Here is a 25,642-nt window from a genome sequence, read left to right on the forward strand (position 1 = left end):
TGAATCCATGATCCGCCTCGTCATCGGCCTGCTCGTGGCCCTCGCCGTCTTCACGGTCTACACCGTGATCGACGTCGCTCTGAGCAATCGTCGTGCGGTGCGCGCCATCCCGAAGTGGTCGTGGCTGATCGTTGTCCTCGTCCTCCCCCTCATCGGAGCGGGGCTGTGGTTCTGGATCGGCCGCCCGCGCAAGCAGCGCGCCGAGACCCGCCGCTTCACGGCACCCGACGACGACCCCGACTTCCTCGGCACGATCCACCGCGAGCGCGACCCCGAGAAGGAGCGCGAGCAGGCCGAGCGCATCGCCCAGCTCGAGCGCGACCTCGCCGACCTCGACGAGCCGGGAGAGACCGACGGCTCCGGTCGCCGGGATGCCTGACCGAGATCCGGTCGCCCCTTCCACTCGCTTCGCGGTCGACCTCCTCACCCGCTTCGTCGCGCTCGGCGTCACCGATCTCGTCGTCGCACCCGGGTCCCGCTCGCAGGCGCTGGCCCTCGTGGCCGCCGAGCTCGAGACGCGGGGGAGCATCCGCCTGCACGTGCGCGTCGACGAGCGCTCCGCAGGCTTCCTCGCTCTCGGCCTCGCCCTCGAGTCCGGTCGCCCCGCCGTCGTCCTGACCACCTCCGGCACGGCGACGGCGAACCTCCACCCCGCGGTCCTCGAGGCGGATGCCTCGGACGTCCCGCTGATCGTGCTGACCGCCGACCGACCGGAGGAGCTCCGCGGGATCCGCTCCAACCAGACGACCGATCAGCGCGACCTCTTCGGGCGAGCGGTGCGCCACTTCGAGGACGTCCCCGCTCCCGACACCGCGAGCGATCCGGCAGTCGCCGCCGAGCTCGCCGACCGCGCGGTGACCGCGGCGCTGCGTCCCGGCGGGCCGGTGCACCTGAACCTCGCGTTCCGCGATCCGCTCTCCTCGCGACTCCCCGACTTCGCCGATCCCGAGGCCCGCACTCTCGAGCTCCCCGCGGTGGAGCCCGCGTCGACGACGGTCTGCGCCGGTCCCGACGAGCCGCTCACCGTGGTCATCGCCGGAGACAAGGCCGGAGCCGAGGCCGAGGCGATCGCCCGGGCCGGAGACTGGCCCCTGCTCGCCGAGGTCTCCTCCGGAGCCCGCTTCGGCCCCCGGCTCGTCGTCGCCTGGCGTCGACTGCTCGCCGATCCCGAGTACGGCGGGAGGATCGGGCGCGCGATCGTGCTCGGGCACCCGACGCTCTCCCGGGAGGTCCCCGAGCTGCTGCGCCGCGACGACGTCGAGGTGCTCGTCGTCGACCACGGTCGCCGCGAGTTCTACAACCCCGGCCGCCGCGCGCGTCGTGTCGGCGGGGTCGAGGTCGCGCGCGCGCCCGAGTCGCCGCGCCCCGAGCGGGCGGAGCGCGCCTGGGCCGGATCCTGGGTGTTCGCGAGCCGGGCGCTGCTCGAGGCGGCCGACCCCGACGCGATCGACGAGGTGCCCGACGGCGGCACGATGTCGGTCGAGGACCGCCGCGGCTACGCCCGCAACGCGCTGACCGCCGTGCGCGCGCCCCTGACCCGCGAGTTCGTCGTGTCGGCGGTGTGGCGGGTCACCTGGCCGCACGACCGCCTCCTGTTCGGTGCGTCCCGTCTGATCCGCGTGGCCGACGGCACGCTGCCCGGCAAGAAGGTGACGGTGCACGCCAACCGCGGTCTCGCGGGGATCGACGGCACCGTCTCGACGGCGGTCGGCATCGCGACGTCGTCGCAGTCGACCGAGCGCGGCCGGGGAGGCGTCACCCGCGTGATCCTGGGCGATCTGACCCTGCTCCACGAGGCGGGCGGCCTGATGCTCGCGCCGGGCGAGCGCCGGCCCCGGGTGCAGCTGGTCGTCGTCAACGACGGAGGAGGCACGATCTTCGACGGCCTCGAGGTCGCGTCGAGCTCGGCGCCCGACGCCTTCGACCGCGTGCAGTTCACCCCGCAGTCGGTCGACCTGGAGGCACTCGCGCGCGCCTACGGCTGGAGCTACCGCCGCGCCACGACGCGCGGCGAGCTCGAGCAGGCACTCACATCGCCCGGCGACGGGCCCGGCATCGTCGAGATCCCGCTGGGGCGCTGAAGCACTGCGTCCTGTGCCCGTGCGAACAAGGTTCGAGGACTGATCCTCTGAAGCTGGTGGGTCTCGATACGCCCCTGCGGGGCTGCGGGCTCGACCAGCATGCCTGGGAGAAGCGACCTCCTCCGTGTCGCCCTGCCCTCGCTGATCGAGTAGCCCGCGCAGCGGGCGTATCGAGATCTCCGTCCGTCAGAAGGTCGGGCTGAAGCCTGATCTGCTGACGCTGGCCCGCCTACGGGCGGGCTGCGCCGCCGAGGGCGTCGATGACCGGGCGGAATTTCATCCGGGTCTCGGCGAGCTCGGAGGCGGGGTCGCTGTCGGCGACGATGCCGGCGCCCGCCCACGCGGTCACGGCGCCGTCGGCCGAGATCGCGGTGCTGCGCAGGCCCACGGCCCACTCGCCGTCGCCGTTGCCGTCGATCCAGCCCACCGGCCCGGCGTAGCGGCCGCGGTCGAAGGGCTCCAGCTCCTCGAGCAGCGCGAGCGCCCGGTCGGTCGGGGTGCCGGCGACGGCGGCCGTCGGGTGCAGCGCGTCGACGAGGTCGAGGGCGGTGGAGGCGTCGTCGAGCGTGCCGCGGACGTCCGTCGCGAGATGCCAGACGTTGGGCAGCTGCAGCGCGAACGGCTCGTCGCTGATCGTCAGTGAACGGGTGTGCGGGCGGAGCTCCCTGACCAGGCTGGCGATGGCGAAGGCGTGCTCGGAGCGGTCCTTCGCGCTGTCGAGGAGGGCCTGCACGATCCGAGCGTCCTCCGCGGCGTCCGCTCCGCGCGCGCTCGTCCCGGCGAGCACGCGCGCGGTGATCGCACCGCGGTCGACTCCGACGAGCGTCTCGGGGCTCGCGCCGAGGAATCCGTCGACCGCGAAGGTCCAGCAGTCGGAGTAGCGCTCGGCGAAGTCGCCCAGGATCCGCCGCAGGTCCCCGTCGCGGGGGAGCCGGCCCACCAGATCGCGCGCGAGGACCACCTTCTCGAGCGACCCGGAGCTGATGGCGGCGACCGCCGAGGCGACGGCGGCGCGGTAGGCGTCGGGAGTCATCGCTCCGGGCTCGAGGTCGACGCGGTAGTCGTCGTCGAGAGCCGCCGCCGGGGGGACGTCCGGGCGTGCACCGCCTCCGGACGTCGAGACGGTCGTGACCCACGAGCGTCCGTCGCGGGTGCCGATGACGGTGCGCGGCACGATCAGGACGCTGCGCTCGGCCGACCGGCTCGAGAACGTGAAGGCGCCGAACGCGACCAGCCCGGTCCCAGGCAGTCCGAGCGGGTCGGAGACCACGGCGGAGGAGGACAGTGCGCGCCAGGACGCGGCCGCGTCGCGCACCCGGTCGGGCCCGGAGAACTCGAGCCGGAGGGCCTCGCCGAGGCCGGTGAGACCGGAGCCGTTCCGCTGCCAGAGCAGCGGGCGCCGCGGATCGGCGTGCGGGACGAGGTCGACGGGGGAGTCGAGCGGCGTCGTGTCCACGTGGAGAGGAGGAGCCCCGGTGCCGATGAGCGTCACGCTCTCAGAGTACGCCGCGCCAGAAGACGGGTCGTCCCACGCCCGGGACGCCTCCGCCCGAGGCGCCCGCATAGCCTGATCCGGTCCGGGGCCGTCGGGCTAGGCGGAGCAGGACGGTCCCGGCACCTCTCCCATCGCTGCACAGGCGTGCGACCGGGGCGGATGCACAGCCGTCCCGCCGCTCCCCGCCCTAGACTCGATCATCGTGACTAAGGCAGACCTCACCAAGCGACCCGACGAGGTCGCAGCCATGTTCGACACGGTGGCGCCCGCTTACGACCTGACGAACACCGTGCTCTCCGTCGGCAACGACCACCTCTGGCGCATCGCCACCACCCGGGCCGTGAACCCGGCTCCGGGCGAGCGGATCCTCGACGTCGCGGCGGGCACCGGCACCTCGAGCGCCTCGCTCGCGCGCTCCGGAGCGAGCGTCGTCGCCGCGGACTTCTCGCGCGGGATGATCTCGGTCGGCCGCCGCCGTCACGCCGACGACGAGCGCATCGAGTTCGTCCACGCCGACGCGATGGACCTCCCCTTCGAGGACGACTCCTTCGACGCCGTCACCATCTCGTTCGGCCTGCGCAACGTCTCCGAGCCCACGACGGCGATCGCCGAGTTCTTCCGCGTGGTGAAGCCGGGCGGGCGCGTCGTGATCTGCGAGTTCTCGACTCCGCAGGCGAAGCCTCTCGCCGCGGCCTACGACCTCTACCTCTCCAAGGTGATGCCCGCCGTCGTGCGCCTCGCCTCCTCGAACGACCCGGCGTACGACTACCTCGGCGAGTCGATCCGGGCCTGGCCCGGGCAGAAGGTCGTCGCCTCCTGGCTCCGCGAGGCGGGCTTCGAGCGAGTCGCGTACCGCAACCTCACTGCGGGCATCGTCGCGCTGCACCGCGGCGTCAAGCCGATCACCGCCGGCCGATGAGCGCCGGAGCCCCGTCGGGGCGAGACGTTAGGGTTTCCCTGTGAACGCCAGTGCGCCCGTCGCCCGCCGCAGCCCGTCCCTGACGGCGCAGCTCGGGCTCTCCGAGCGCATCTTCTCCTCCGCCTCCGATCGCGCGCTCGCCCGCACGATCGACGACGGGCTCGAGCGGGTCGAGGCCGGGATGCTCCACCAGCTCTCGTTCGCCGACGCCGTCGCCGACGTCTCGACGCGCTACCTCCTCGAGGCCGGCGGCAAGCGGGTGCGCCCGATGCTGACCCTGCTCACCGCGCAGCTCGGCCGCGGCAACACCCCCGAGGTGCTCAGCGCCGCGCAGGCGATCGAGATCACCCACCTCGGCTCCCTCTACCACGACGACGTGATGGACGAGGCCGAGAAGCGGCGCGGAGTGCCGTCGGCGCAGACCGTCTGGGGCAACAACGTCGCGATCCTCACCGGTGACCTGCTGTTCGCCCGGGCGAACCAGCTGATGACCGAGCTGGGCGAGCGGGCCATCCGGCTCCAGACCGACACCTTCGAGCGCCTGGTCCTCGGCCAGCTGCACGAGACGGTCGGCCCGAGCGCGGGCGAGGACCCGGTCGAGCACTACCTCGGCGTCCTCGCCGACAAGACCGGCTCGCTCATCGCCGCCGCTGCCCGCACCGGCGTCGTGTTCTCGGAGGCGCCCGCGCCGTTCGAGGAGGCAGTGCGCGTCTTCGGCGAGAAGATCGGCGTCGCGTTCCAGATCGTCGACGACGTCATCGACCTCTCGCCCCAGCCGGAGGAGACGGGCAAGAACCCCGGCACCGACATCCGCGCCGGAGTGTCGACCCTGCCGATCCTGCGCTTGCGCGAACGCGCCTCCTCCGACCGATCGGCCGCCGCGCTGCTCGCTCGGATCGAGAGCTACGTGAGCCGCTCGCACGACGAGATCGCGCACACCGACGAGCAGAGCGCCGACATCACCGACGCCATCGCCGAGCTGCGCGACCACGACGTCACCGCCCAGACGCTCGCCGAGGCCCACCGCTGGGCCGACGATGCCGTCGCCGCACTCGCTCCGCTGCCCGACGGCTCGGTCCGCAAGGCGCTCACGCGCTTCGCCGACACGGTCGTCGACCGCAACGGCTGACCCTTACCGTCGCGACGCACCATGCGCCGCAGTTATGAGACCGGAGGCGCAGCACTGCGCCCCGGCAGGAGGAACGCAATGACCAAGCTCAGGCTGGCCATCGTCGGCGCGGGTCCCGCGGGCATCTACGCCGCCGACCTCATGATCAAGGCCGAGAAGAAGTTCGACGTCTCGATCGATCTGTTCGAGCAGCTCCCGGCGCCCTACGGGCTCGTGCGCTACGGAGTCGCTCCCGATCACCCGCGCATCAAGGGCATCATCACGGCGCTCCGCGAGGTCCTCGACCGCGGCGACATCCGGATCTTCGGCAACGTGCACTTCGGCACCGACATCACGCTCGAGGACCTCAAGCGGCACTACCACGCGGTGATCTTCTCGACGGGAGCGATCCGCGACGCGCCTCTCGAGATCCCCGGCGTCGAGCTCGAGGGCTCGTACGGCGCCGCCGACTTCGTCAGCTGGTTCGACGGCCACCCCGACGTCCCGCGCACCTGGCCGCTCGAGGCCTCCTCCGTCGCCGTGATCGGCAACGGCAACGTCGCGCTCGACGTGTCGCGGATGCTCGCGAAGCACGCCGACGACCTCCTCCCGACCGAGGTGCCGCCGAACGTCTACGAGGGTCTCAAGGCCTCGCCCGTCACCGACGTCCACGTGTTCGGGCGCCGGGGGCCGGCCCAGGTGAAGTTCACGCCGCTCGAGCTGCGTGAGCTCGGCGAGCTGCGCGACGTCGACATGATCGTCGCCGACGAGGACTTCGTGATGGACCCCGCCTCGCAGGCGGCCATCGAGACCAACAAGCAAGTAATGGTGATCAACCGGGTGCTGAACCAGTGGCGCACCCGTGAGGTCGGCACCGCGTCGCGCCGACTGCACCTGCACTTCTGGGCCAAGCCGCTCGAGTTCGTCGACGACGGCGAGGGGCGCGTCGCGGCGATCCGCTACGAGCGCACCGAGCCCGACGGCGAGGGCGGCGTCCGCGGCACCGGCGAGATCCGCGAGGTGCCGGTGCAGGCGGTCTATCGCGCCGTCGGCTACTTCGGCTCGCCGCTGGACGGCCTGCCGTTCGACGAGCGCCGCGGAGTGATCCCGAACCGCGAGGGAATGGTCCTGGACGACGAGGACCAGCCGGTCCACGGTGTCTACGCGACCGGCTGGATCAAGCGCGGACCGGTCGGCCTCATCGGCCACACGAAGTCCGACGCGATGGAGACCGTCGGGCACGTGCTCAACGACCAGGCCTCGTGGTGGACGCCGGCGCATCCCGAGGAGTCGGCGGTCGTCGCCCTCCTCGAGGAGCGCGAGGTCCCGTACACCGATCTCGACGGCTGGCACCGCCTCGACGAGCACGAGATGGCGCTCGGTGCGCCCGAGGGCCGGGTGCGCGTCAAGGTCGTGCCGCGCGAGGACATGATCGCGATCTCGCGATCCGAGGTCGTCGCGAGCTGACGCCACTCGATCGAGGGCCCTCCGGAGTGATACGGGGGGCCCTTCGTCGTCGTCGCGCGGATGTCGGCGGCCTCCTGTACCGTTCGGGCAACCACGAGGACGGGGACGCCATGATCACTACCGCAGGCCCGCACGACGTCATCCGGGTGCGCGGCGCCCGGCAGAACAATCTGCGCGGGGTCGACGTCGACATCCCCAAGCGGCGCATCACCGTCTTCACGGGGGTCTCCGGCTCCGGCAAGTCGTCGCTGGTGTTCGGCACGATCGCGGCCGAGTCGCAGCGGCTGATCAACGAGACGTACTCCGCGTTCCTCCAGCAGTTCATGGGGTCGCCCGCGCGCCCCGACGTCGAGTCGCTCGACGGGCTCTCGGCGACGATCGTCGTCGATCAGGAGCGGATGGGCGCCAACGGTCGATCGACGGTCGGCACCGCGACCGACGCGTACACGATGCTCCGCATCCTCTTCAGCCGGATCGGCGACCCGCACGTCGGCACCAGCGGCGCCTTCTCGTTCAACCTGCCCGAGGGGATGTGCCCGCGCTGCGAGGGCACGGGGCGCGTCTCGGACATCGACCTCGACGCGCTGTTCGACCGCACGAAGTCGCTCGAGGGCGGGGCGCTCGACGCGATCCCCAACTTCGTCGTCGGCGGCTGGTACTGGAAGAGCCTCGCCGAGTCGGGCCTGTACCCCGCCGACGTGCCGATCGCCGACTTCACCCCGCAGCAGCTCGAGGACTTCCTCCACCACCCGCCCACCAAGATGGCGATCGCGGGCATGAACCTCACCTACGAGGGGCTGGTGGTGAAGGTGACGCGGCTCTATCTGGCGAAGGAGGCGGCACAGGCGCACATCCGCGCCTTCGCCGAGCGGGTGGCCACCTTCGCCGACTGCCCCGAGTGCGGGGGAGCACGGCTGACGCGGGCGGCGCTCTCCTCCCTGATCGCCGGGCGGAACATCGCGGAGTGCTCGTCGATGCAGGCGACCGACCTCGCCGAGTGGCTCCGCGGGGTCGACGATCCGTCGGTCGCGCCGATCGTCGACACGCTGCTCGGCACCCTCGACTCCCTCGTGCAGGTCGGGCTCGGCTACCTCTCGCTCGACCGCGAGTCGGGCACGCTCTCGGGAGGGGAGGCCCAGCGCGTCAAGATGGTGCGGCACCTCGGCTCGAGCCTCACCGACATCACCTACGTCTTCGACGAGCCGACGGCGGGGCTGCACCCGCACGACGTGTCGCGCGTCGTCGAGCTGCTGCGGCGCCTGCGCGACAAGGGCAACACGGTGCTCGTCGTCGAGCACAAGCCCGAGATCATCCGGATGGCCGATCACGTCGTCGACCTCGGCCCCCGGGCCGGGGCGCACGGAGGCGAGATCCGCTTCGAGGGGTCGGTCGAGGAGCTCCGCGGGTCGGACACGCTGACCGGGCGGCACCTCGAGCACCGGGTGCCGCTCAAGCAGGCGGTGCGCACGGCACGCGGGGTCGCCGAGATCCGCGGCGCCGCGACCCACAACCTCCGCGGGGTCGACGTCGATGTGCCGCTCGGCGTCCTGGCCGTGGTGACGGGGGTCGCGGGGTCGGGCAAGTCGTCGCTCATCCACGGCTCGCTGGCGAAGCGCGAGGGCGTGATCGTCGCCGACCAGTCGCCCATCCGCGGGTCTCGGCGGAGCAACCCCGCCACCTACACGGGCGTGCTCGACGCCATCCGCTCGGCCTTCGCGAAGGCGAACAAGGTCAAGCCCGCCCTCTTCAGCGCCAATTCGGCCGGCGCCTGCCCGGTCTGCAAGGGCGCCGGGCTGATCTTCACCGAGCTCGGGCCCGCGGCGACGGTCTCGTCGGTCTGCGAGGAGTGCGAGGGCAAGCGGTTCACGGCCGAGGTGCTCGAGTACCGGCTCGACGGGAAGAACATCCACGAGGTGCTGTCGATGCCGATCGTCGAGGCGGCCGACTTCTTCGGCTCCGGGCCGGCGCACACGATCCTCGCCCGGCTCGTCGACGTCGGGCTCGGCTACCTGACGCTCGGGCAGCCGCTGAACACGCTCTCGGGCGGCGAGCGGCAGCGCCTCAAGCTCGCCATCAACATGGCGTCGAAGGGCTCGGTCTACATCCTCGACGAGCCGACGACGGGGCTGCACCTGGCCGACGTCGACAACCTGCTCGGTCTGCTCGACCGGCTGGTCGACTCCGGCAACTCGGTGATCGTGATCGAGCACCACCAGGCGCTGATGGCCCACGCCGACTGGATCATCGACGTGGGCCCGGGCGCCGGCCACGAGGGCGGCGCGATCGTCTTCGAGGGGACGCCCGCCTCACTCGTCGCGGACGCCGACACCCTCACCGCGCGGGCCCTGCGCGCGTACGTCGGCTGAGCCCGAGGGAACCCCGGACCGTCGACACCGCCCGCTGCTCCGGGACCCCTCGACGGATCGGGGTTCCCTCGGACCGGTGTCAGCGGGCGAACGGACCGCGCAGAGCCGCCCACTGCAGCAGCATGATCGTCTTGGCGTCGACGATCTGCACGCCGATCTGCGCGAGGGCCTCGTCGAACGAGAGCTCGACCAGCTCGGTGTCCTCGCCCTCGTCGGCGAGGCCCGCATAGGCACCTGCGCGCGAACCGGCGCGGTAGCGGCCGGCGAAGAAATGCAGCTTCTCGGTGATCGAGCCCGGGCTCATGTACGAGTCGAAGACGTGCTCGAGGCGACCGATCTCGAGACCCGTCTCCTCCTGGGCCTCGCGGCGGGCGCCCTCCTCCGGACCGTCCTCGTCGAGGAGGCCGGCGGGCACCTCGAGGAGCATGCCGTCGAGGTTGCCGTTGACGTAGGTCGGGTAGCGGAACTGGCGCACCAGGACCACGGTGCGCGCGTCGAGGTCGTAGAGCAGCACGGCCGCGCCGTTGCCGCGGTCGTACGTCTCGCGGTGCTCGGTGGTCCAGCTCCCGTCGCGGTGCCGGTACTCGAACTCGGTGGTGCGGAGGACGTACCAGTGGCTCGAGAGCAGGGTCACCTGCTTCACGACCACGTCCGGGTTGCCGGTGAGGTCGTAGCCCTCCCGATCGAGACCGGTGCGTCCGCGGCGGTCGGGCACGTCGATGCCGGCGGTCATGAGCTCTCCTGTGTGCGACATCCCTCAGCGGAAGTTGACGAACTGGAGGTCGAGGTCGAGATCGGCCCCGCGCAGCAGCGCCATCGTCGCCTGGAGGTCGTCGCGGCTCTTGGACGAGACGCGGAGCTCGTCGCCCTGGATCTGCGACTTGACCGACTTGGGCGCCTCGTCGCGGATCAGCTTGTTGATCTTCTTCGCGTGCTCCTGGTCGATGCCGTCCTTGAGGGTCGACTCGATGCGGTACTCCTTGCCCGAGGGGAAGGGCTCGCCCGAGTCGAGGCTCTTGAGGCTGATGCCGCGCTTGATGAGCTTCGTCTGGAACACGTCGAGGATGGCGTTCGCGCGCTCCTCGGTGTTGGCCTTGATCAGGATCTTCTCGCCGCTCCAGGCGATCGAGGCGCCGACATTCTTGAAGTCGTAGCGCTGCTCGACCTCCTTGTGGGCCTGGTTCAGGGCGTTGTCCGCCTCCATCTTGTCGACCTTGCTGACGACGTCGAACGTTGAATCTGCCATGCCTCCGAGCTTAGCTTTCGGGCACTGCGCGGCCGGTGCGCAGGCACCCCTGCTACCACTGGAGGGTGCGCCGCCTCCTACTCTTCCTCGTCGTGCCGCTCGTCGGCGCACTGCTCGCCGGCTGCTCGCCCGCCGCCGTCGACTACCGGGACGGCGTCGGCACGGTGCCTCCGACGGTGAGCGCGCCCGCGGCCGCCGATCCGGCGCTCCTCGAGGACGCGGAGGAGACGGCCGCGACTCCGGTGCGCCTGCTCACCAGCGGCGACTGGCTCTCGAGCGCGGCGGAGGGGAGCGGCATTCCCGAGCGCGCGCTCACCGCCTACGCGGGCGCGGCCCTCCTCACCTCCTCCGTCGACCCCGGCTGCCGACTCGACTGGGCCACTCTCGCGGGCATCGGCTACGTCGAGAGCCGGCACGGCACGATCTTCGGCGGCGTGCTCGGCGAGGACGGGCGGCCCTCCGAGCCGATCTACGGCCCCCGCCTCGACGGCACGCAGTTCGACCTCGTCGAGGACAACGACGGCGGCGCGCTCGACGGCGACCCCGAGGTCGACCGCGCCATGGGGCCGCTGCAGATCATCCCGGCGACCTGGATGGCGTGGGCGTCCTCGGGCTGGGACCCGCAGAACGTCGACCAGCAGGCTGTCACTGCGGCCCGCTACCTCTGCGAGGCGGGCGGCGACCTGTCGACCGAGTCGGGCTGGCGCGCGGCGATCGCCGCCTACAACCCCGCGGGCAGCTACGCCGGCAAGGTCGCCGAGGCCGCCTCGCGCTACGCGGCCGCCGCGGAGTGACCGGGCGCGCCCGATTTCCGATCCACGGTCCCCGTGGGTATCCTTGTCCAGTGCCTCCGGTCAGAGCCTGCCTCGCGGCCGGGTGCGCCACGGCGAGTTACCCTAGCGGCCAAAGGGATCTGACTGTAAATCAGACGGCGTAGCCTTCGGGGGTTCGAATCCCTCACTCGCCACTGTGCTTATTAAAGTCGAGCAATTCTGGGGAGCCACCGTTGCTCCGACTCCGTCTCGTTGAGAGGGAGTAGCGACTCGCTCACGGATTGCTGGAGCCCCGATCGTCTTCTCGGAGAGGTCGGCGGGGCTTCTTCGTGTCGTCGGCGGCCCGGGAGTGCGGTGTCAGAGCCGATTGCGCCTCACAACTAAGGCTGGATGGCGCGGATCTGCGTGTTTTCGAGGTATCGGGTGATTCAGCCTTGGTTGTGCGGGGAATCTGCGCGACAACGAGGCCGGTCAGTCGGATGAGGGGTGGGTCTCGGCGAGGAAGCGGGCGAGGGACTGGGGGGCGCGGCCCGTCAGGCGCTCGACGTCGTCGGTGACGCGCTCGAGGGCGCCGGTGGCGACGGAGGTGTAGGTGCTGACCCAGGCGTCGAGTTGCCAGGGCGGCGCGTTCCAGCGGGCGCGGGACGCGTAGGCCTCGTCGAGGGTCTCGTCGACGAAGACGGCCGGGCGGCCGGCCGCGGTCAGCGTCGCCGCGATCTCGGTGAAGGTCAGCGCCTCGGGTCCGGTGAGCTCGTAGGTGGATCCCCGATGCGGGGAGGGGTCGCGGAGGATCGACGCGGCGGTCCGCGCGACGTCGGCGCGCGCGACGATCGCCGCGCGACCGGCGCCGGCCGGACCGCGGATCGCGCCGTCCTCGCCGAGCATCTCCGACATGAAGTCGAGGTAGAGGTTGTCGCGGACGAAGGTCCAGCCCATCCCCGACGCGCGGATCGCCTCCTCGGTCGCCGCGTGATCGCGGGCGAGGGTGAAGGTCGCCGTCGGCGAGGCGCCGACGAACGAGGTGTAGACGACGTGCTCGACGCCCGCGGCCGCGGCGGCCGCGACCAGCGCGAGGTGCTCCGAGAGGCGGTCCTCCTGCTCCGCGGCCGAGACCATCAGCAGCAGGCGCACGCCGTCGAGGGCGTCGCCGACCTCGGTGAAGGAGGCGCGCACGGTCTCGGCGCCGGGGAGCGCCGGCGCTCGCGACGGGTCGCGGGCGAGCAGACGGAGGGGGAGTCCCTCCTCGGCGAGGAGGCGGGCGACGTGCCCGCCCACGGCTCCCGTCACTCCGGTGACGGCGATCGGGTGCTGAGTGCTCATAGCCACCATGATGCTCCGCGCATCGGTCCCTAGGCTGGATGCATGAGCGCCAACGCCTCCCTCCTCGCCATCGCCCGCTCGATCGCCGTGGAGGCCGCGCATCACGCGCGGCAGCGCCGGCAGGACGGGGTCGAGATCGCCGCATCGAAGTCGTCGCCCGAGGACGTCGTCACGGCGGCCGATCGCGAGGTCGAGCAGCTGATCCGGCGCCGGCTCGCGGAGGCCCGGCCCGACGACGCTTTCCTCGGGGAGGAGTCGGGCGGCGGCGGTGGGACGAGCGGGCTCACCTGGGTGGTCGATCCGATCGACGGGACCGTGAACTACCTCTACGGCATCCCCTCCTACGCGGTGAGCATCGCGGTGGTCGAGGGGGAGCCCGACCCTGCGACGTGGACGGCGCTCGCCGGAGCGGTCGTCAACGGCGCCACCGGCGAGGTCTGGACGGCGGCCGGGGGAGAGGGCGCCGAGCGGGACGGAGTCGCCCTGCGGGCGGTGGCCCCCGCCTCCCTCTCGCTGGCCCTCGTCGGGACGGGCTTCGGCTACGACGCCGGTCGCCGGATGCGGCAGGGAGCCGTGGTGCAGCAGCTGCTGGGCGAGGTGCGCGACATCCGGCGGATCGGCTCGGCGGCGCTCGATCTCTGCGCGGTGGCGACGGGACAGCTCAACGGCTACTACGAGCGCGGACTCAACCCCTGGGATCTCGCGGCGGGCGCTCTGATCGCGCAGGAGGCGGGCGTGCGCGTCGAGGGCTTCGCCGGGCGCGCGGCGAGCTCGGAGCTGCTGATCGCGGCTCCCGACCCGCTGTTCGGCGAGCTCGAGGCGGTCCTGCGCCGCCTGCGCGCCGACGAGGTGTGACGCGGTCGGAGGGGTGCTGCCGCGATCGCCGGGACGGGCGCTGATCGGGGCGAATCGAGCGGGAGCGGGTGCGGTTCGCGCCGCCTCGGAGATCGACAGTGGCCGATTCAAGCCCCTGTGGGTATCCTTTATGAATTCGTGACATTCGCACAGGATGCGATCGCGATGCCCGAGAAGCGCTTCGACCCCGAACCGAGCACTCTCCCTCCCCGACCCCGACGGAAGATCCCGATTTCGTGAGCCCTGATTCGCCCTCCCCCGCTGCGTCCGCATCGACCCCCGGCGAATCGGCCCCACCGCTCTCCCGTCGCGAGACCCGCGAGCGCGAGCGCGCCGCCGCGCTCGCTGCCGAGGTCGCCGCCGAGGGAGTCACCGCGACCGCCGGGGAGCTCCGCGAGGCCGAGCGCCGCATCGCCGCGTCGCGCACCACTCCGCCCGCCCCGGTCGCCGCGCCCCGGGTCGCGACGCTCCGCCCCGTGCGCGGAGGCAGGCGCCTCGGCGGCCTCGTCGCCGTGTCGTTCGCCGCGGCCATCATCGCCGCGACCTCGGTGCCGGCGACCTCGCTGCTGACGGCCGAGGACGTCCAGGCCCAGGGTCTGGCCTCGGTCGCCTCCGCCCAGGAGCGCGGCTCGCAGTCGTTCGTGACCGGCGAGGTCAGCGCCGAGACGGTGGCGCGCGACGGATTCGGCGTGCAGGAGAAGAAGACCCAGACCGACATCACAGCGATCGGCCGCACCTCCGACGCGGGCTTCACGAACGACCCGAACGCCTCGGTGCAGTGGCCGTTCGCGGTCGGAGTGCCGGTGGGCGACCGCTTCGGCTACCGCAACTGCGCCGGCTGCTCCGTGAACCACGGCGGCACCGACTTCAACCCGGGCGACGGCTCGCCGATCCAGTCGATCGCCGACGGAGTCGTCAGGACGGTCATCGACGGCGAGGGGTCGCTCGGCGTGCACGTCATCGTCGACCACGAGATCGACGGGGAGCTCGTCTCGAGCGTCTACGCGCACATGCAGCACGGCTCGGCGGCCGTCAGCGAGGGCGACCCGGTGAAGGTCGGGCAGCTCCTCGGCCTCGTCGGGACGACCGGCATGTCCACCGGACCGCACCTGCACTTCGAGATCCGCCTCGACGGGACGACCAAGGTCGACTCGTACCTCTGGCTGAAGGCCAACGCGAACCGCTGACCGCGGGGTGCCGTCGCAGGCGCTCGTACGATCTGCAGGAATCGGTGCCGTCCGCAGGAGCTCGTGCGATCCGAAGGTGATCCCGCGCGGAGAGTGCTTCCGGCCGCGTCGAGGGTGCGGGCGAGGGGCTGACCTCCTGCGAATCGCACCTGCTCGTGCAGAGGGCGCGTCCTCCTGCAGATCGCACCGGCGCCTCCGAATCGCGCGCCGCGCGCGCCCGCCTCAGCTCGCGCGCAGCCAGACCGTCGTGTCGCCCGGGAGCGCCGGCTCGTGCAGCTCCTCGGAGGCCAGCAGGATCGTGCCCGCCGACGGCAGCTCGACCGGCGCCGACCCGGTGTTCGCGATCACGGTGACGCCTCCGTTGCGGAAAGCGACGACCTCCTCCGGATAGCCGTCGAGCCACTCGATCGCGCCCTCGCCCAGGCGCTCGTCCGCCCGCGTCGCGAGCAGCGAGCGGTAGAGCTCGAGGGTCGAGCCCGCGACTCCGCGCTGTGCGTCGCGGGCGAAGGGCGCCCAGTCGGCCGGCTGCGGCAGCCACGAGGCTCCGGAGTCGTTGAAGCCGTAGGCGGGCTCCGTCGCCTCCCAGGGCAGGGGCACCCGGCAGCCGTCGCGCCCGTAGCGCTCACCGTGGGTGCGGAACCACGTCGGGTCCTGGCGCGCGGCGTCGGGCAGGTCGATGGCCTCGGGCAGGCCGAGCTCCTCGCCCTGGTAGACGTAGGCCGATCCGGGCAGCGCCAGCATCAGCGCTGTCGCGGCACGGGCGCGGCGCAGTCCCAGCACGGGATCGGGCAGCCCGGGGGTGCGCGGGCCGATGCCGTAGCCCTGCGGGTTGTCGGAGGTCAGGGCGAGCCTGCTCGCGTGGCGGACGACGTCGTGGTTCGAGAGCACCCAGGTCGAAGGGGCGCCGACGCGCGCGAAGGCGGTGAGGGACGAGTCGATGATGTCGCGCAGCGACGGTCCGCTCCAGGGCGTCTCGAGGTAGGCGAAGTTGAACGCCTGGTGCATCTCGTCGGGGCGCACCCAGCGGGCGAGCTTCGACAGCGGCTGCACCCACGCCTCGGCGCAGAGCACCCGGTCGTCGGGGTACTCGGTGAGCAGCGCGTGCCAGTCGCGGTAGATCTCGTGCACGCCGTCCTGGGCCCAGTAGGGCGCGGTCACCGGATCCTCGCCGTCGGCTGGTGCGACGCCGCCCATCGAGCCGCTGTCGGCGGGCGGGGTGTAGTCGGGCAGTCCGGCGGCCTTGATCATGCCGTGCGCGACGTCGACGCGGAAGCCGTCGACACCGCGGTCGAGCCAGAAGCGCAGGACCTCGCGGAAGCGCTCGCGCACCCACTCGTTCGTCCAGTCGAAGTCGGGCTGCGACGTGTCGAAGAGGTGCAGGTACCACTGCCCGGCGGTGCCGTCGGCCTCGGTCACGCGAGTCCAGGCCGGGCCGCCGAAGACCGACTCCCAGTTGTTCGGCGGCAGCTCTCCTGTCGCGCCGCGTCCGTCGCGGAACAGGTAGCGCGCCCGCTCGGCGCTGCCCGCCGGCGCCGCCAGCGCCTCCTGGAACCACCGGTGCGCGCTCGAGGAGTGGTTCGGGACGAGGTCGACGATGATGCGGATGCCGAGAGCGTGCGCCCGAGCGAGCATGGCGTCGAAGTCGGCGAGGGTGCCGAAGAGCGGATCGACGTCGCAGTAGTCGGCGACGTCGTAGCCGGCGTCCTTCTGCGGCGAGGTCATGAAGGGCGAGAGCCAGATCGCGTCGACTCCCAGCTCGGCCAGGCTCTCGAGGCGGGAGGTGATGCCCGGCAGATCGCCGATGCCGTCGCCGTTCGCGTCGGCGAAGGAGCGCGGGTAGATCTGGTAGATGACCGCCGTGCGCCACCACTCCGAGCCGGTGGTCGAGGGGGAGTTCTCGGGCGCGCCGGAGAGAGCGGAGTCCAGGGTCATGGGCTCAAGGGTATCGGGAGCCGTCCCGCCGCTGAGCCCTGCGGAGCCGAGGGGGAGAGCGCCCCCGAGCCCGTCTGCGGGCCGAGGGAGCGTCTCGACCTCGGTCCTCCGGCTGCCCTAGGGTCGTCGGGTGAGCGATGAGACCCCCGACCAGGCCCGCGCCCGACGCCGGAGGGCCCTGCTCTGGGTCGTGCCGCTGCTCGTCCTGCTGATCGGCGGGATGGTCGCCGTGACCCTCGCGGTCGGCGGGTTCGCCGCGCAGACGATGACCGGAGCGCAGCCGCTCAGCCGGCTCCTGACGCTCTAGGCCTTCGCGGCCGGCCCGTCCTCGTCCTCGGGCTGCGGCGACGTCGATCGCTCCGCGGCCTCCTCGGAGGAGTGCCCCGACTCCGGCCCCGTGCGCGCCTCCTCGTCGGCCCTGGTGACCGCGTCGGCGAGCTCGTCGGCGACGAGGTGCCCCATCGAGACGGCCTCGGCGCGGTAGGCGGCGCGGCCGACCATGTGCGCCGAGACGGGGACGGTCAGCAGCTGGAAGCCGATGACCAGCACGACGGTGCCCGCGGCGGCGAAGCCCGGGTTGCGGATGGCGACCGCCAGCATCACGCAGATCAGGCCGAGCACCTGCGGCTTGGTGCCCGCGTGCATCCGCGAGAGCAGGTCGTCGAAACGCAGCAGCCCGATCGCCGCGACGAGCGACAGGAGGGCGCCCGAAGTGACGAGGATCGCGGTCACGATGTCCCAGAAGAGGTCCATGTCAGTCCTCCTCGCGATTGGCCATGAACTTCGCGACGCTGATCGATCCGAAGACGGCGAACAGGGCAAGGCCGAGCGCGACCGGCAGCGTCGTCGCGTGCTGGTTGACCGCCATCTCGGCGCCGAGCCCGCAGATGATGGTCGCGACGAGCACGTCGGCGGCCACCACGCGGTCGAGGATCGAGGGTCCGCGGAGGATGCGGACGAGGGAGAGCAGGGTCGCCGCGCCGAACACGGGCACGAGGATCCAGGCGAGCCAGTCGATCATCGGACGGCCCCCGCTCCCTCGCCGAGAGGCCGGTTGACGCGCTGCACGTCCTCGCGGGAGCCGATCGCACGGACGATGCGCGCCTCCGTCTCCAGCACCGTGCGGCGCACCTCCTCGATCCGTCGGGCCTCGTCGTGGGTGACGCCGAGCACGTGCAGGTAGAGCACGTTCTGCAGCGGGTCGACGTCGATCACGAGGGAGCCGGGGACGAGCGAGACGGCCTCGGTGGTCCAGACCAGCATCCCCTCGGAGCGGCTGCGCAGGTGCACCGCGACGATCGCGTTGTGCACCGGCACGGGCAGCGTCAGGATCTGCCACGACACGCGCACCGAGGCGATCGCGATGTCGGCGGCGAGGCGCAGGAGGAACACGAGCAGGCACCAGGGGTTCACGCGGTTCGAGAACTCGACCGGGGGCAGGTAGAACACCCGCGTGATCAGGAGGGCGACGAGGAAGCCCGAGACGATGGAGAGCACCGAGACGTCGTCCCAGAGCAGCACCCAGATGCCCACCAGGGTGACGAACATCGCGAAGCGGTTCCAGAAGTCGACGCGGCGGCGGGGGCTCATCGCGGACCCTCCTCACCGAAGGACGAGTCGCGGTACACGGTGGCGATGTAGGTCGTCGGGTCGGCGATCGCCTCGGCGGCGTGCTCGCTCGCGTCGTAGAGCGGTCCGGCGCCGACGGTCAGGACCACGCTGACGAGCACCATCCCGGCGGTCGCGAGCACCATCATGGGTGGCGAGTGGCGCGTGCGCACCGTGCCCGTGTCGTGCGGATCCTCCTGGAGCTGGTCGATCAGGGGCGACTCGTAGCCGGGCACCTCCTCCTGGCGGCGCCAGAACGCCATGTTCCAGACGCGTGCGACGGCGTAGAGGGTGAGCAGCGAGGTGACCGCTCCGGCGCCGATCACGGCCCAGATCAGCCAGTCCGGCTGCTCGACCGCCGACTCGGTGCCCGCGACGAACAGGCCGACCTTGCCGAGGAACCCGGTGAACGGAGGGATGCCGCCGAGGTTCATCGCGGGGATGAAGTAGAGCAGCGCGAGCAGCGGCGAGGCCTTGAGCAGCCCGCCGAGCCGGAGGATCGAGGTCGTCCCGCCGACGCGCTCGATGAGCCCCGTCGCGAGGAACAGCGTGGTCTGCACGGTGATGTGGTGGATCACGTAGAAGATCGTCGCCGCGTAGCCCGCCTGGGTGCCGATCGCGATGCCGAAGACCATGTATCCGATGTGCGAGACCAGCGTGAACGAGAGCATCCGCTTGATGTCGGCCTGGGCGACGGCGCCGAGGATGCCGACGATCAGCGTGAGCAGGGCGACCACCAGCAGCACCTCGGTGAGCGCACCTCCGGGGAACAGCAGCGTCTCGGTGCGGATCAGCGCGTAGACGCCGACCTTGGTCAGCAGGCCCGCGAACACCGCGGTGACGGGGGCCGGCGCCGTCGGGTACGAGTCCGGCAGCCAGAACGACAGCGGGAACACGGCCGCCTTGATCCCGAAGCCCAGCAGCAGCACCACGTGCAGCACCAGCTGCACGTCGGCGGGCAGCTCGGCGATGCGGATCGAGAGCTGCGCCATGTTGACCGTGCCGGTCGCGCCGTAGAGCAGGCCGATCGCCGAGAGGAAGAAGACGCTCGAGACGAGGCTGACGACCACGTAGGTCGTGCCCGCCCGGATGCGCGGCGCGGTGCCGCCGAGCGTGATCAGCACGTAGCTCGCTGCGAGGAGGATCTCGAAGCCGACGTAGAGGTTGAAGAGGTCGCCCGCGACGAAGGCGTTGAGGATGCCCGCCGAGAGGATCAGGTAGGTCGGGTGGAAGATCGTGACCGGCGTCTCGCGGTTGCCGTCGACGAGGCCCTGGCCGACCGAGAAGAGCAGGACGCCGAGCAGGGTGATCGAGGTGATCACGAGCATCAGCGCGGCCAGCGGATCGACGACGAGCACGATGCCCCACGGCGGCTCCCAGCCGCCCACGTAGACCGCGTCGCCGCCCCCGTCGCCCGAGAGCACGATCACGAGCATCACGCACGAGATCACCAGGACGGCCGACAGCGTGACGATGTTGACCAGGATCTGCGCGCGACGGTGGCGGCCGAGGATCAGCGCGAGCGCGGCTCCCAGGAGGGGGAGGGTGACGACTAGGGGGATCAGGGCGGTCATCGGTCCTCCTTCCTGTCGTCGGTCATGGCGCTCTCGCCGTGGCGGGCCGCGGTGCCCTCGTCACTCGCCTCGAGCAGATCGTCGAGGGCCTTGTCGTCGGCGGTGGTCTGCGCCGAGATGCCCGCCGCGTCGGCGCGGACCGAGGTGTCGGTCTCGTCGTCCTCGACCTGGTCGGCGTTGGCGAGGCGCCAGCGCCGGTAGATCATCGCGAGGAGGAACGACGAGACTCCGAAGGTGATCACGATCGCCGTCAGGATCAGGGCCTGGGGGAGCGGGTCGGCCATCTCGTCGGCGATCTGCTCGTACGAGCGGCCGTCGTCGGTCACGAACGGCGCGACTCCGGACCGCCCCGCCATGAGCAGGATCAGGATGTTGGTCGCGTTGCCGATCAGGAGGAACCCGATCAGGATCCGGGTGAGGCTGCGCTCGAGCATCTGGTAGACGCCCGCCGCGTACAGCACCGCCATCACGACGACGAGGACGAGGGTGATGCTCATGCGTCCCCCCGCCCGGGGCCGCCGACGACCGTGGCGCCGGTGGGCAGCTTCGTCTCGAGTCCATCGACGGTTCCGGCGCCGGGGCCCGGGGTGTCGCCGTCGGTCGTGTGCGTGACGCCGTCGCCCGAGGAGTCGCCGCGCTCGGCCTCCTCGCCGTGGCGGTCGACCTCGCCGCCGAGGCTGCGGAGGATGTCGAGGGCAAGGCCGATCACGATGAGGTAGACCCCGATGTCGAAGAGGGTGGAGGTGCCCAGGTGCAGCTCGCCGAGGATCGGCACCTCGAGGTCGAGCCAGCTCGACTCGAGCACCTGCAGTCCGAAGACCAGCGAGGACACCGCGGTGCCGACGGCGAAGAGGAGCCCCAGGCCGAGCACCTTGCCTGCATCGATCGGGGCGGCCTCGCCGAGCTCGAAGCGGCCTCCGGCGAGGTAGCGCGCGACCAGGGCGAGGCCGGCGAGCAGGCCGCCCGCGAAGCCTCCGCCCGGGGTGTTGTGACCGGTGAAGAGCAGGTAGACCGAGACGATCATCGCGGGGTGGAAAAGGAGGCGCACCAGCACCTCGAGCACGATCGAGCGGTTCTCGGGTCGCAGTGTCCGCCCGGCGACGAGCCACGAGCCGCGGTCGCCGTTCTTCTCGGCGTCCTTCGAGGGAGCGGTGAGGTCGAGGGCGCGCTCGGCGCGGTCGGCCGCGCTCTGCGACTCGAGGCGGGGCGCTCCTCCGGCCCTGCTCGAGAGGAAGATCAGGCTCGCGACACCCGTGGCGACGACGACGAGGACCGAGATCTCGCCCATCGTGTCCCAGGCGCGGATGTCCACGAGCAGGACGTTGACGATGTTGCGGCCCTTGCCCTCCTCGTAGGCGAGGCGGGGCAGGTCGACCGAGATCGGCAGGGCGGTGCGGGCGCCGAGGGCGATCGTCGCGACGACGGCCATCACTGCGCCGACCGCGATGCCGATGATCGCGCGCAGGCGCTTGCGCATCGGCTGGTGCTTCTGCGCGATCCGGGTCGGGAGGCGGCGCAGGACGAGCACGAAGACGACCAGGGTCACCGTCTCGATGAGCGCCTGGGTGAGGGCGAGGTCGGGCGCGCCCTGCAGGGAGAAGAGGGCGACCATCCCGTAGCCCGTCGCGCCGGCGAGCAGGACCGCGGCGACGCGGTTGCGGGCGATCGCGCAGAGGATCGCGGCGACGATCATCACGGCGGCGACGGCCAGCTGCCCGGGGCTGTCCCAGAACACGAGGGTGTCGGGCCAGGTGCGGTTGAAGACCGCGGCACCGCCCGCTCCGACGACGAAGACCGCGAAGATCACCGTCAGGTAGCGGGGGAGGGAGCCGCGCTGCACGAACTCGGTGACGGTGCTCGCCACGCGGTCGAGCCAGCGCACCGTCGCCCAGTAGCCCTCGGCGGAGTCGATGCGGTTCGGCAGCAGCGACTGCACCCGGGCGACCGTCACGCGCTTGGCGAAGAGGAGGAGGCCGATCGCGATGACCACGGCGCTCAGCCCGAGCGCCGGCTCGAAGCCGTGCCAGAGGGCCAGGTGGTAGGTGCCGTGCTCGGCGAGGGCCTCGGCCGCGAGGGCGGCGTCGGCGTCGGCGGCCGCGAGCGGCAGGGTGTCCGCATAGACGGCGACGAGCGGATCGAGGACCGAGGCGGCGACTCCTCCGACGACCGTGGCCGCGGCGAGCACGACGGGAGCGGCGGTGAAGGTCCACGGCTCGGCGTGCAGGTGCGTGTCCTCGAGGCCCTTCTTGCGGGCGAAGGCGCCCCAGAAGAACCGCGCCGAGTAGGCGACGGTGAGGATCGAGCCGAGCACCAGGCCGACCAGGGCGACCCAGGCCCAGACGGAGCCCTGCTCGCCGGCCTCGAGGAGGCTGGTGAAGACGGCCTCCTTCGCGACGAAGCCGAGCAGCGGCGGGATCCCCGCCATCGAGAGCACGCCGATCAGCGCGGCGGCCGCGAGCACGGGCGCCTGACGGCCGATCCCGCTCAGCTTGCGCAGATCGCGCGTGCCCGCGCGGTGGTCGACGATGCCGACCACGAGGAAGAGCAGCGCCTTGAACAGCGCGTGACCGAGGAGGAGGGTCAGGCCGGCCAGGGCGGCGTCGCGCGAGCCGAAGCCCACGGCGACGGTGAGGAAGCCGAGCTGGCTGACGGTTCCGTACGCCAGGACGAGCTTGAGGTCGTACTGCCGGAGCGAGCGCCAGCCGCCGACGAGCATCGTCCACACCCCGACGCAGACGATCACGGGCAGCCAGACGGAGTCGTCGGCGAAGCCGGGCGCGAGGCGGGCGACGAGGTAGATGCCGGCCTTCACCATCGCGGCGGCGTGCAGGTAGGCGCTGACCGGCGTCGGCGCGGCCATCGCGGCGGGGAGCCAGAAGTGGAACGGCACGAGGGCCGACTTCGAGAACGCGCCGAGCAGCACCAGCACCAGGGCGACCGAGACGATCGGGCCGGAGGGCGCGGCGGCGACGATCCCCTCGATGCTGGTCGTGCCCGCCTGCACGATCAGGATCACGACGCCGACGAGCATCGCGAGACCGCCGAGGGTGGTGACGAGCAGCGCCTGCAGGCCGGCTCCGCGGCTCTCCTTGCGGCCGCTGTAGTGCCCGATCAGGAGGTAGGAGAGGACGCTCGTCGCCTCCCAGAAGACGAAGAGGATGATGACGTCGTCGGCGGTGACGAGTCCGTACATCACTCCCGCGAAGGCGAAGAGCAGCGCGGCGAAGCGCCCGAGCGAGGGCTCGTCGCGGCTGAAGTAGCTCGCGCAGTAGGCGAGGACGAGGGCGCCGACTCCGCTCACCACGAGAGCGAGCACCATCGAGAGAGCGTCGAGGCGGAACGACAGCGCGATGTCGAGCGAGGGGATCCACTCGATCCTCTCGCGGATCTCGCCGCCCGCGAGGATCGTCGGGAGCGACGCGAGGGTCGCGACGAAGGTGCCGGCCGGCACGAGGGCGAGGCCGTAGAACGCCCGGGGGCCGACGCGATCGACGATCCAGGGGGTGACGACGGCGAGGGCGAACGTGATCGAGAGGATGAGGAGCATCACATGGTCCTCTCGAGTCGCACTCAGCACAGTCGTGCATCCAGAGTACTGGAGGGGCCGCGGGGCGAAGCTGAGTGCCGGAAGGCTTGACCCTTCCCCGTACTTTGGGTGCATGGCCCGATCGCTCCTGCCCCGTCAGCTCTGCCGCATCCGAGTGCACGACGTCGAAACCGGAGTCGCCACGACCGTGTTCGAGTCGGACTCCGTGCTCGTGGAGGCGCCGAACTGGTCGCCCGACGGCTCCTTCCTCGTGGTGAACGGCGACGGCGGACTCTTCCGGCTGCCGCTCGACGGAGGAGGACTCGAGTCGATCCCACTCGACGGCGTCCCCGACGAGCTCAACAACGACCACGTCCTCGCGCCCGAGGGAGGCATCGCCTACGTCTCCGCCCGCGACGGGCACCTGTACGCGGTCGCACTCGACGGGTCGGCGCCGGCCCGCCGCCTCACCGCGACGCCGGAGGGCGCGCGCTTCAAGCACTACCTGCACGGCGTCTCGCCCGACGGCTCGCTGCTCGCGCTGATCGGCGGCGGCGAGGACGCCTCCGGCGCGTGGCGGACCAACGTCTACACGATGCCGGCGGGCGGCGGACCGCTCACCGCCCTGACCGACGACGAGCACCCCGACGACGGGGTCGACTTCGCGCCCGACGGGCGGAGCGTGTACTTCAACTCCGAGCGCGGCGGCTCCGGGGCGCAGATCTTCCGGATGTCCGTGGACGGCTCCGGGCTCGAGCGCGTCGTCGAGTCCGACACCGTGGACTGGTTCCCGCACGTGTCGCCGGACGGCGCGCAGCTGCTCTATCTCGCGTACCCGGCCGGCACTGCCGGGCACCCCGAGAACCTGCCGGTGGAGCTGCGGCTGCGCGAGGTCGCCTCCGGCACCGCACCCGGCCGAGTGGTGCAGCGCCTGTTCGGCGGGCAGGGGACGATCAACGTCGCGGGGTGGGCGCCCGACTCCGCACGATTCGCGTACGCCGACTACCCGATGGCCGACTGACGCGCCTCCGACGACCTCCGGCTCGTCGCATCTCGTCGCGGAGGTGCACCTGAGTGCTTGCCGCGCATGAGCGGCAGGGGGGTCTCGCCTGCGGACGGGCGGGGGTTGAATCGGAGGATGACGATCGACAGCGCAGCCCCGGCCCACGCCTCCTCCACCCGTGCACCGCTCGGCGACTCCGGGATCGAGGTGTTCCCGCTCTCGCTCGGCGGCAACGTCTTCGGCTGGACGTCGGGGCGGCAGACCTCGTTCGACGTTCTCGACGGCTACGTCGCCGCCGGCGGCGACTTCATCGACACCGCCGACTCCTACTCGGCGTGGGTGCCCGGCAACAAGGGCGGCGAGTCCGAGACGATCATCGGCGAGTGGCTGAGCCGCCGGGGCGCGTCGCGCGACGACGTCGTCATCGCGACCAAGGTGAGCCGCCACCCGCAGTTCACGGGCCTCGCCCCCGACACCGTGCGCGCCGCGGCCCGGGCCTCGCTCGAGCGCCTGCGCACCGACCGCATCGACCTCTACTACGCGCACTTCGACGACGACGCCGTCGCTCTCGAGGACATCGCGCGGGTCTTCTCCGACCTCGTGGACGAGGGCCTCGTGCGGGCCATCGGAGTCTCGAACTTCAGCGCCGAGCGCATCGCCGGATGGCTGCGCATCGCGAAGGAGGAGGGGCTGCACGCCCCCGTCGCGCTCCAGCCGCACTACAACCTGGTCGAGCGCGGCATCGAGGCCGATCTCCTGCCGCTCGCCCGCGAGGCGGGTCTCGCGGTCGTGCCGTACTACGCGCTCGCGTCGGGGTTCCTGACCGGCAAGTACCGCGACGGAGCGACTCCAGACAGTCCCCGCGCCTCCGGAGCCGCGCAGTACCTCGACGCCCGCGGGCGCCGGGTGCTCGCCGCGCTCGACACCGCGGCCGAGGCGCACGGGGTCGAGGTCGCGACCGTAGCGCTCGCCTGGCTCCGCTCGCAGCCGGGCGTCGTGGCTCCGATCGCCAGCGCGCGCGTGATCGAGCAGCTGCCCGCGCTCGTCGCCTCGGCGTCGCTCGAGCTCGGCGCGGACGAGCTCGCAGCGCTCGACACGGCGAGCCGCTCGTAGCGTCGCTTGAGACGGGGTCGCGGACGCCGTCAGCAGCGTGCCCGGCTCTCGTTGCGTCTCTCTTTGCTG

At 71.8% G+C, this 25,642-nt stretch carries 23 protein-coding genes and 1 tRNA gene; 13 read left to right on the plus strand and 11 right to left on the minus strand.

The window, feature by feature from the left end:
• The first annotated feature begins 7 nt into the window (after positions 1-7).
• A complete protein-coding gene (locus GRS96_RS07100) occupies positions 8-379 on the plus strand; it encodes a PLD nuclease N-terminal domain-containing protein (protein WP_159854420.1) in 372 nt (123 codons plus the stop codon).
• Complete coding sequence (gene menD / locus GRS96_RS07105) at positions 372-2,081, plus strand: 2-succinyl-5-enolpyruvyl-6-hydroxy-3-cyclohexene-1-carboxylic-acid synthase (RefSeq protein WP_159988123.1); 1,710 nt, start codon at positions 372-374, stop codon at positions 2,079-2,081. Before GRS96_RS07100 ends, menD begins: the two co-directional genes overlap by 8 nt.
• A 229-nt stretch (positions 2,082-2,310) precedes the next feature.
• Here menD and GRS96_RS07110 read toward each other — a convergent pair whose 3' ends face one another.
• Positions 2,311-3,573 (minus strand): isochorismate synthase, encoded by a 1,263-nt coding sequence (locus tag GRS96_RS07110; RefSeq protein ID WP_236553579.1) that lies wholly within the window; start codon positions 3,571-3,573, stop codon positions 2,311-2,313.
• 205 nt (positions 3,574-3,778) lie between these two features.
• Here GRS96_RS07110 and GRS96_RS07115 point away from each other — a divergent pair, with 205 nt between their 5' ends.
• The 4 genes from GRS96_RS07115 to GRS96_RS07130 all read left to right on the plus strand — a co-directional run bounded on the left by GRS96_RS07115 (position 3,779) and on the right by GRS96_RS07130 (position 9,436).
• Positions 3,779-4,495 (plus strand): demethylmenaquinone methyltransferase, encoded by a 717-nt coding sequence (locus GRS96_RS07115; protein ID WP_204162052.1) that lies wholly within the window; start codon positions 3,779-3,781, stop codon positions 4,493-4,495.
• 40 nt (positions 4,496-4,535) lie between these two features.
• A complete protein-coding gene (locus GRS96_RS07120; RefSeq protein WP_159854414.1) occupies positions 4,536-5,624 on the plus strand; it encodes a polyprenyl synthetase family protein in 1,089 nt (362 codons plus the stop codon).
• Between the two features lie 78 nt (positions 5,625-5,702).
• Positions 5,703-7,070, plus strand: a complete 1,368-nt coding sequence (locus tag GRS96_RS07125; protein WP_159854412.1) for an FAD-dependent oxidoreductase — start codon at positions 5,703-5,705, stop codon at positions 7,068-7,070.
• 110 nt (positions 7,071-7,180) lie between these two features.
• Positions 7,181-9,436, plus strand: a complete 2,256-nt coding sequence (locus GRS96_RS07130) for an ATP-binding cassette domain-containing protein (protein WP_159854410.1) — start codon at positions 7,181-7,183, stop codon at positions 9,434-9,436.
• Positions 9,437-9,515: 79 nt separating this feature from the next.
• On the opposite strand, the gene GRS96_RS07135 is transcribed toward GRS96_RS07130, so the two are convergent.
• Positions 9,516-10,169 carry an NUDIX domain-containing protein gene (locus GRS96_RS07135; protein WP_159854408.1) on the minus strand — a complete coding sequence of 218 codons (654 nt, stop codon included), beginning with the start codon at positions 10,167-10,169 and terminating at the stop codon, positions 9,516-9,518.
• 24 nt (positions 10,170-10,193) lie between these two features.
• The gene (locus tag GRS96_RS07140; protein ID WP_159854406.1) at positions 10,194-10,682 is read right to left on the minus strand and encodes a YajQ family cyclic di-GMP-binding protein; all 489 of its coding nucleotides are present in this window, start codon (positions 10,680-10,682) and stop codon (positions 10,194-10,196) included.
• Between the two features lie 65 nt (positions 10,683-10,747).
• Between GRS96_RS07140 and GRS96_RS07145 the strand changes: the two genes are divergently transcribed.
• Positions 10,748-11,476 (plus strand): hypothetical protein, encoded by a 729-nt coding sequence (locus GRS96_RS07145; protein WP_236553580.1) that lies wholly within the window; start codon positions 10,748-10,750, stop codon positions 11,474-11,476.
• A gap of 91 nt (positions 11,477-11,567) precedes the next feature.
• A tRNA-Tyr gene (locus GRS96_RS07150) sits at positions 11,568-11,649 on the plus strand.
• A gap of 277 nt (positions 11,650-11,926) precedes the next feature.
• Here the strand turns inward: GRS96_RS07150 and GRS96_RS07155 are convergent.
• Complete coding sequence (locus tag GRS96_RS07155; RefSeq protein WP_159988126.1) at positions 11,927-12,775, minus strand: NAD(P)H-binding protein; 849 nt, start codon at positions 12,773-12,775, stop codon at positions 11,927-11,929.
• 42 nt (positions 12,776-12,817) lie between these two features.
• On the opposite strand from GRS96_RS07155, the gene GRS96_RS07160 reads away from it, so the two are divergent.
• Positions 12,818-13,630 (plus strand): inositol monophosphatase family protein, encoded by an 813-nt coding sequence (locus tag GRS96_RS07160; protein WP_159988127.1) that lies wholly within the window; start codon positions 12,818-12,820, stop codon positions 13,628-13,630.
• Between the two features lie 236 nt (positions 13,631-13,866).
• Positions 13,867-14,817, plus strand: coding sequence for a peptidoglycan DD-metalloendopeptidase family protein (locus tag GRS96_RS20830; protein ID WP_159988128.1), 951 nt, complete (start codon positions 13,867-13,869; stop codon positions 14,815-14,817).
• Positions 14,818-15,039: 222 nt separating this feature from the next.
• On the opposite strand, the gene GRS96_RS07170 is transcribed toward GRS96_RS20830, so the two are convergent.
• Positions 15,040-16,749 (minus strand): glycoside hydrolase family 13 protein, encoded by a 1,710-nt coding sequence (locus tag GRS96_RS07170; RefSeq protein ID WP_159988129.1) that lies wholly within the window; start codon positions 16,747-16,749, stop codon positions 15,040-15,042.
• A gap of 130 nt (positions 16,750-16,879) precedes the next feature.
• Between GRS96_RS07170 and GRS96_RS07175 the strand changes: the two genes are divergently transcribed.
• Positions 16,880-17,056, plus strand: coding sequence for a hypothetical protein (locus GRS96_RS07175; RefSeq protein WP_159854394.1), 177 nt, complete (start codon positions 16,880-16,882; stop codon positions 17,054-17,056).
• Here the strand turns inward: GRS96_RS07175 and mnhG are convergent.
• From mnhG to GRS96_RS07205, 6 genes are read right to left on the minus strand one after another with little or no spacing between them, the layout of a single operon-like run.
• The gene (gene mnhG, locus GRS96_RS07180) at positions 17,053-17,502 is read right to left on the minus strand and encodes a monovalent cation/H(+) antiporter subunit G (protein ID WP_159854392.1); all 450 of its coding nucleotides are present in this window, start codon (positions 17,500-17,502) and stop codon (positions 17,053-17,055) included. The two genes, GRS96_RS07175 and mnhG, sit on opposite strands and share 4 nt — an antisense overlap.
• A gap of 1 nt (position 17,503) precedes the next feature.
• The gene (locus tag GRS96_RS07185) at positions 17,504-17,770 is read right to left on the minus strand and encodes a monovalent cation/H+ antiporter complex subunit F (RefSeq protein WP_159988131.1); all 267 of its coding nucleotides are present in this window, start codon (positions 17,768-17,770) and stop codon (positions 17,504-17,506) included.
• Complete coding sequence (locus GRS96_RS07190; RefSeq protein WP_159854388.1) at positions 17,767-18,339, minus strand: Na+/H+ antiporter subunit E; 573 nt, start codon at positions 18,337-18,339, stop codon at positions 17,767-17,769. The genes GRS96_RS07185 and GRS96_RS07190 overlap by 4 nt, the downstream gene beginning before the upstream one ends.
• The gene (locus GRS96_RS07195; protein ID WP_159988132.1) at positions 18,336-19,931 is read right to left on the minus strand and encodes a Na+/H+ antiporter subunit D; all 1,596 of its coding nucleotides are present in this window, start codon (positions 19,929-19,931) and stop codon (positions 18,336-18,338) included. Before GRS96_RS07195 ends, GRS96_RS07190 begins: the two co-directional genes overlap by 4 nt.
• On the minus strand, positions 19,928-20,428 hold the full coding sequence (locus GRS96_RS07200; protein ID WP_159854384.1) for a Na(+)/H(+) antiporter subunit C: 501 nt from the start codon (positions 20,426-20,428) through the stop codon (positions 19,928-19,930). The genes GRS96_RS07195 and GRS96_RS07200 overlap by 4 nt, the downstream gene beginning before the upstream one ends.
• Positions 20,425-23,478 carry a Na+/H+ antiporter subunit A gene (locus GRS96_RS07205; protein ID WP_159988134.1) on the minus strand — a complete coding sequence of 1,018 codons (3,054 nt, stop codon included), beginning with the start codon at positions 23,476-23,478 and terminating at the stop codon, positions 20,425-20,427. Before GRS96_RS07205 ends, GRS96_RS07200 begins: the two co-directional genes overlap by 4 nt.
• A gap of 112 nt (positions 23,479-23,590) precedes the next feature.
• Between GRS96_RS07205 and GRS96_RS07210 the strand changes: the two genes are divergently transcribed.
• Positions 23,591-24,478: a TolB family protein gene (locus tag GRS96_RS07210; RefSeq protein ID WP_159988135.1), complete on the plus strand. Its 888-nt coding sequence runs from the start codon at positions 23,591-23,593 to the stop codon at positions 24,476-24,478.
• 117 nt (positions 24,479-24,595) lie between these two features.
• Complete coding sequence (locus GRS96_RS07215; protein WP_159988137.1) at positions 24,596-25,573, plus strand: aldo/keto reductase; 978 nt, start codon at positions 24,596-24,598, stop codon at positions 25,571-25,573.
• Positions 25,574-25,642 lie beyond the last annotated feature (69 nt).

Origin of the sequence: Rathayibacter sp. VKM Ac-2803 (genome assembly GCF_009807175.1) — a bacterium.
Classification (GTDB): domain Bacteria; phylum Actinomycetota; class Actinomycetes; order Actinomycetales; family Microbacteriaceae; genus Rathayibacter.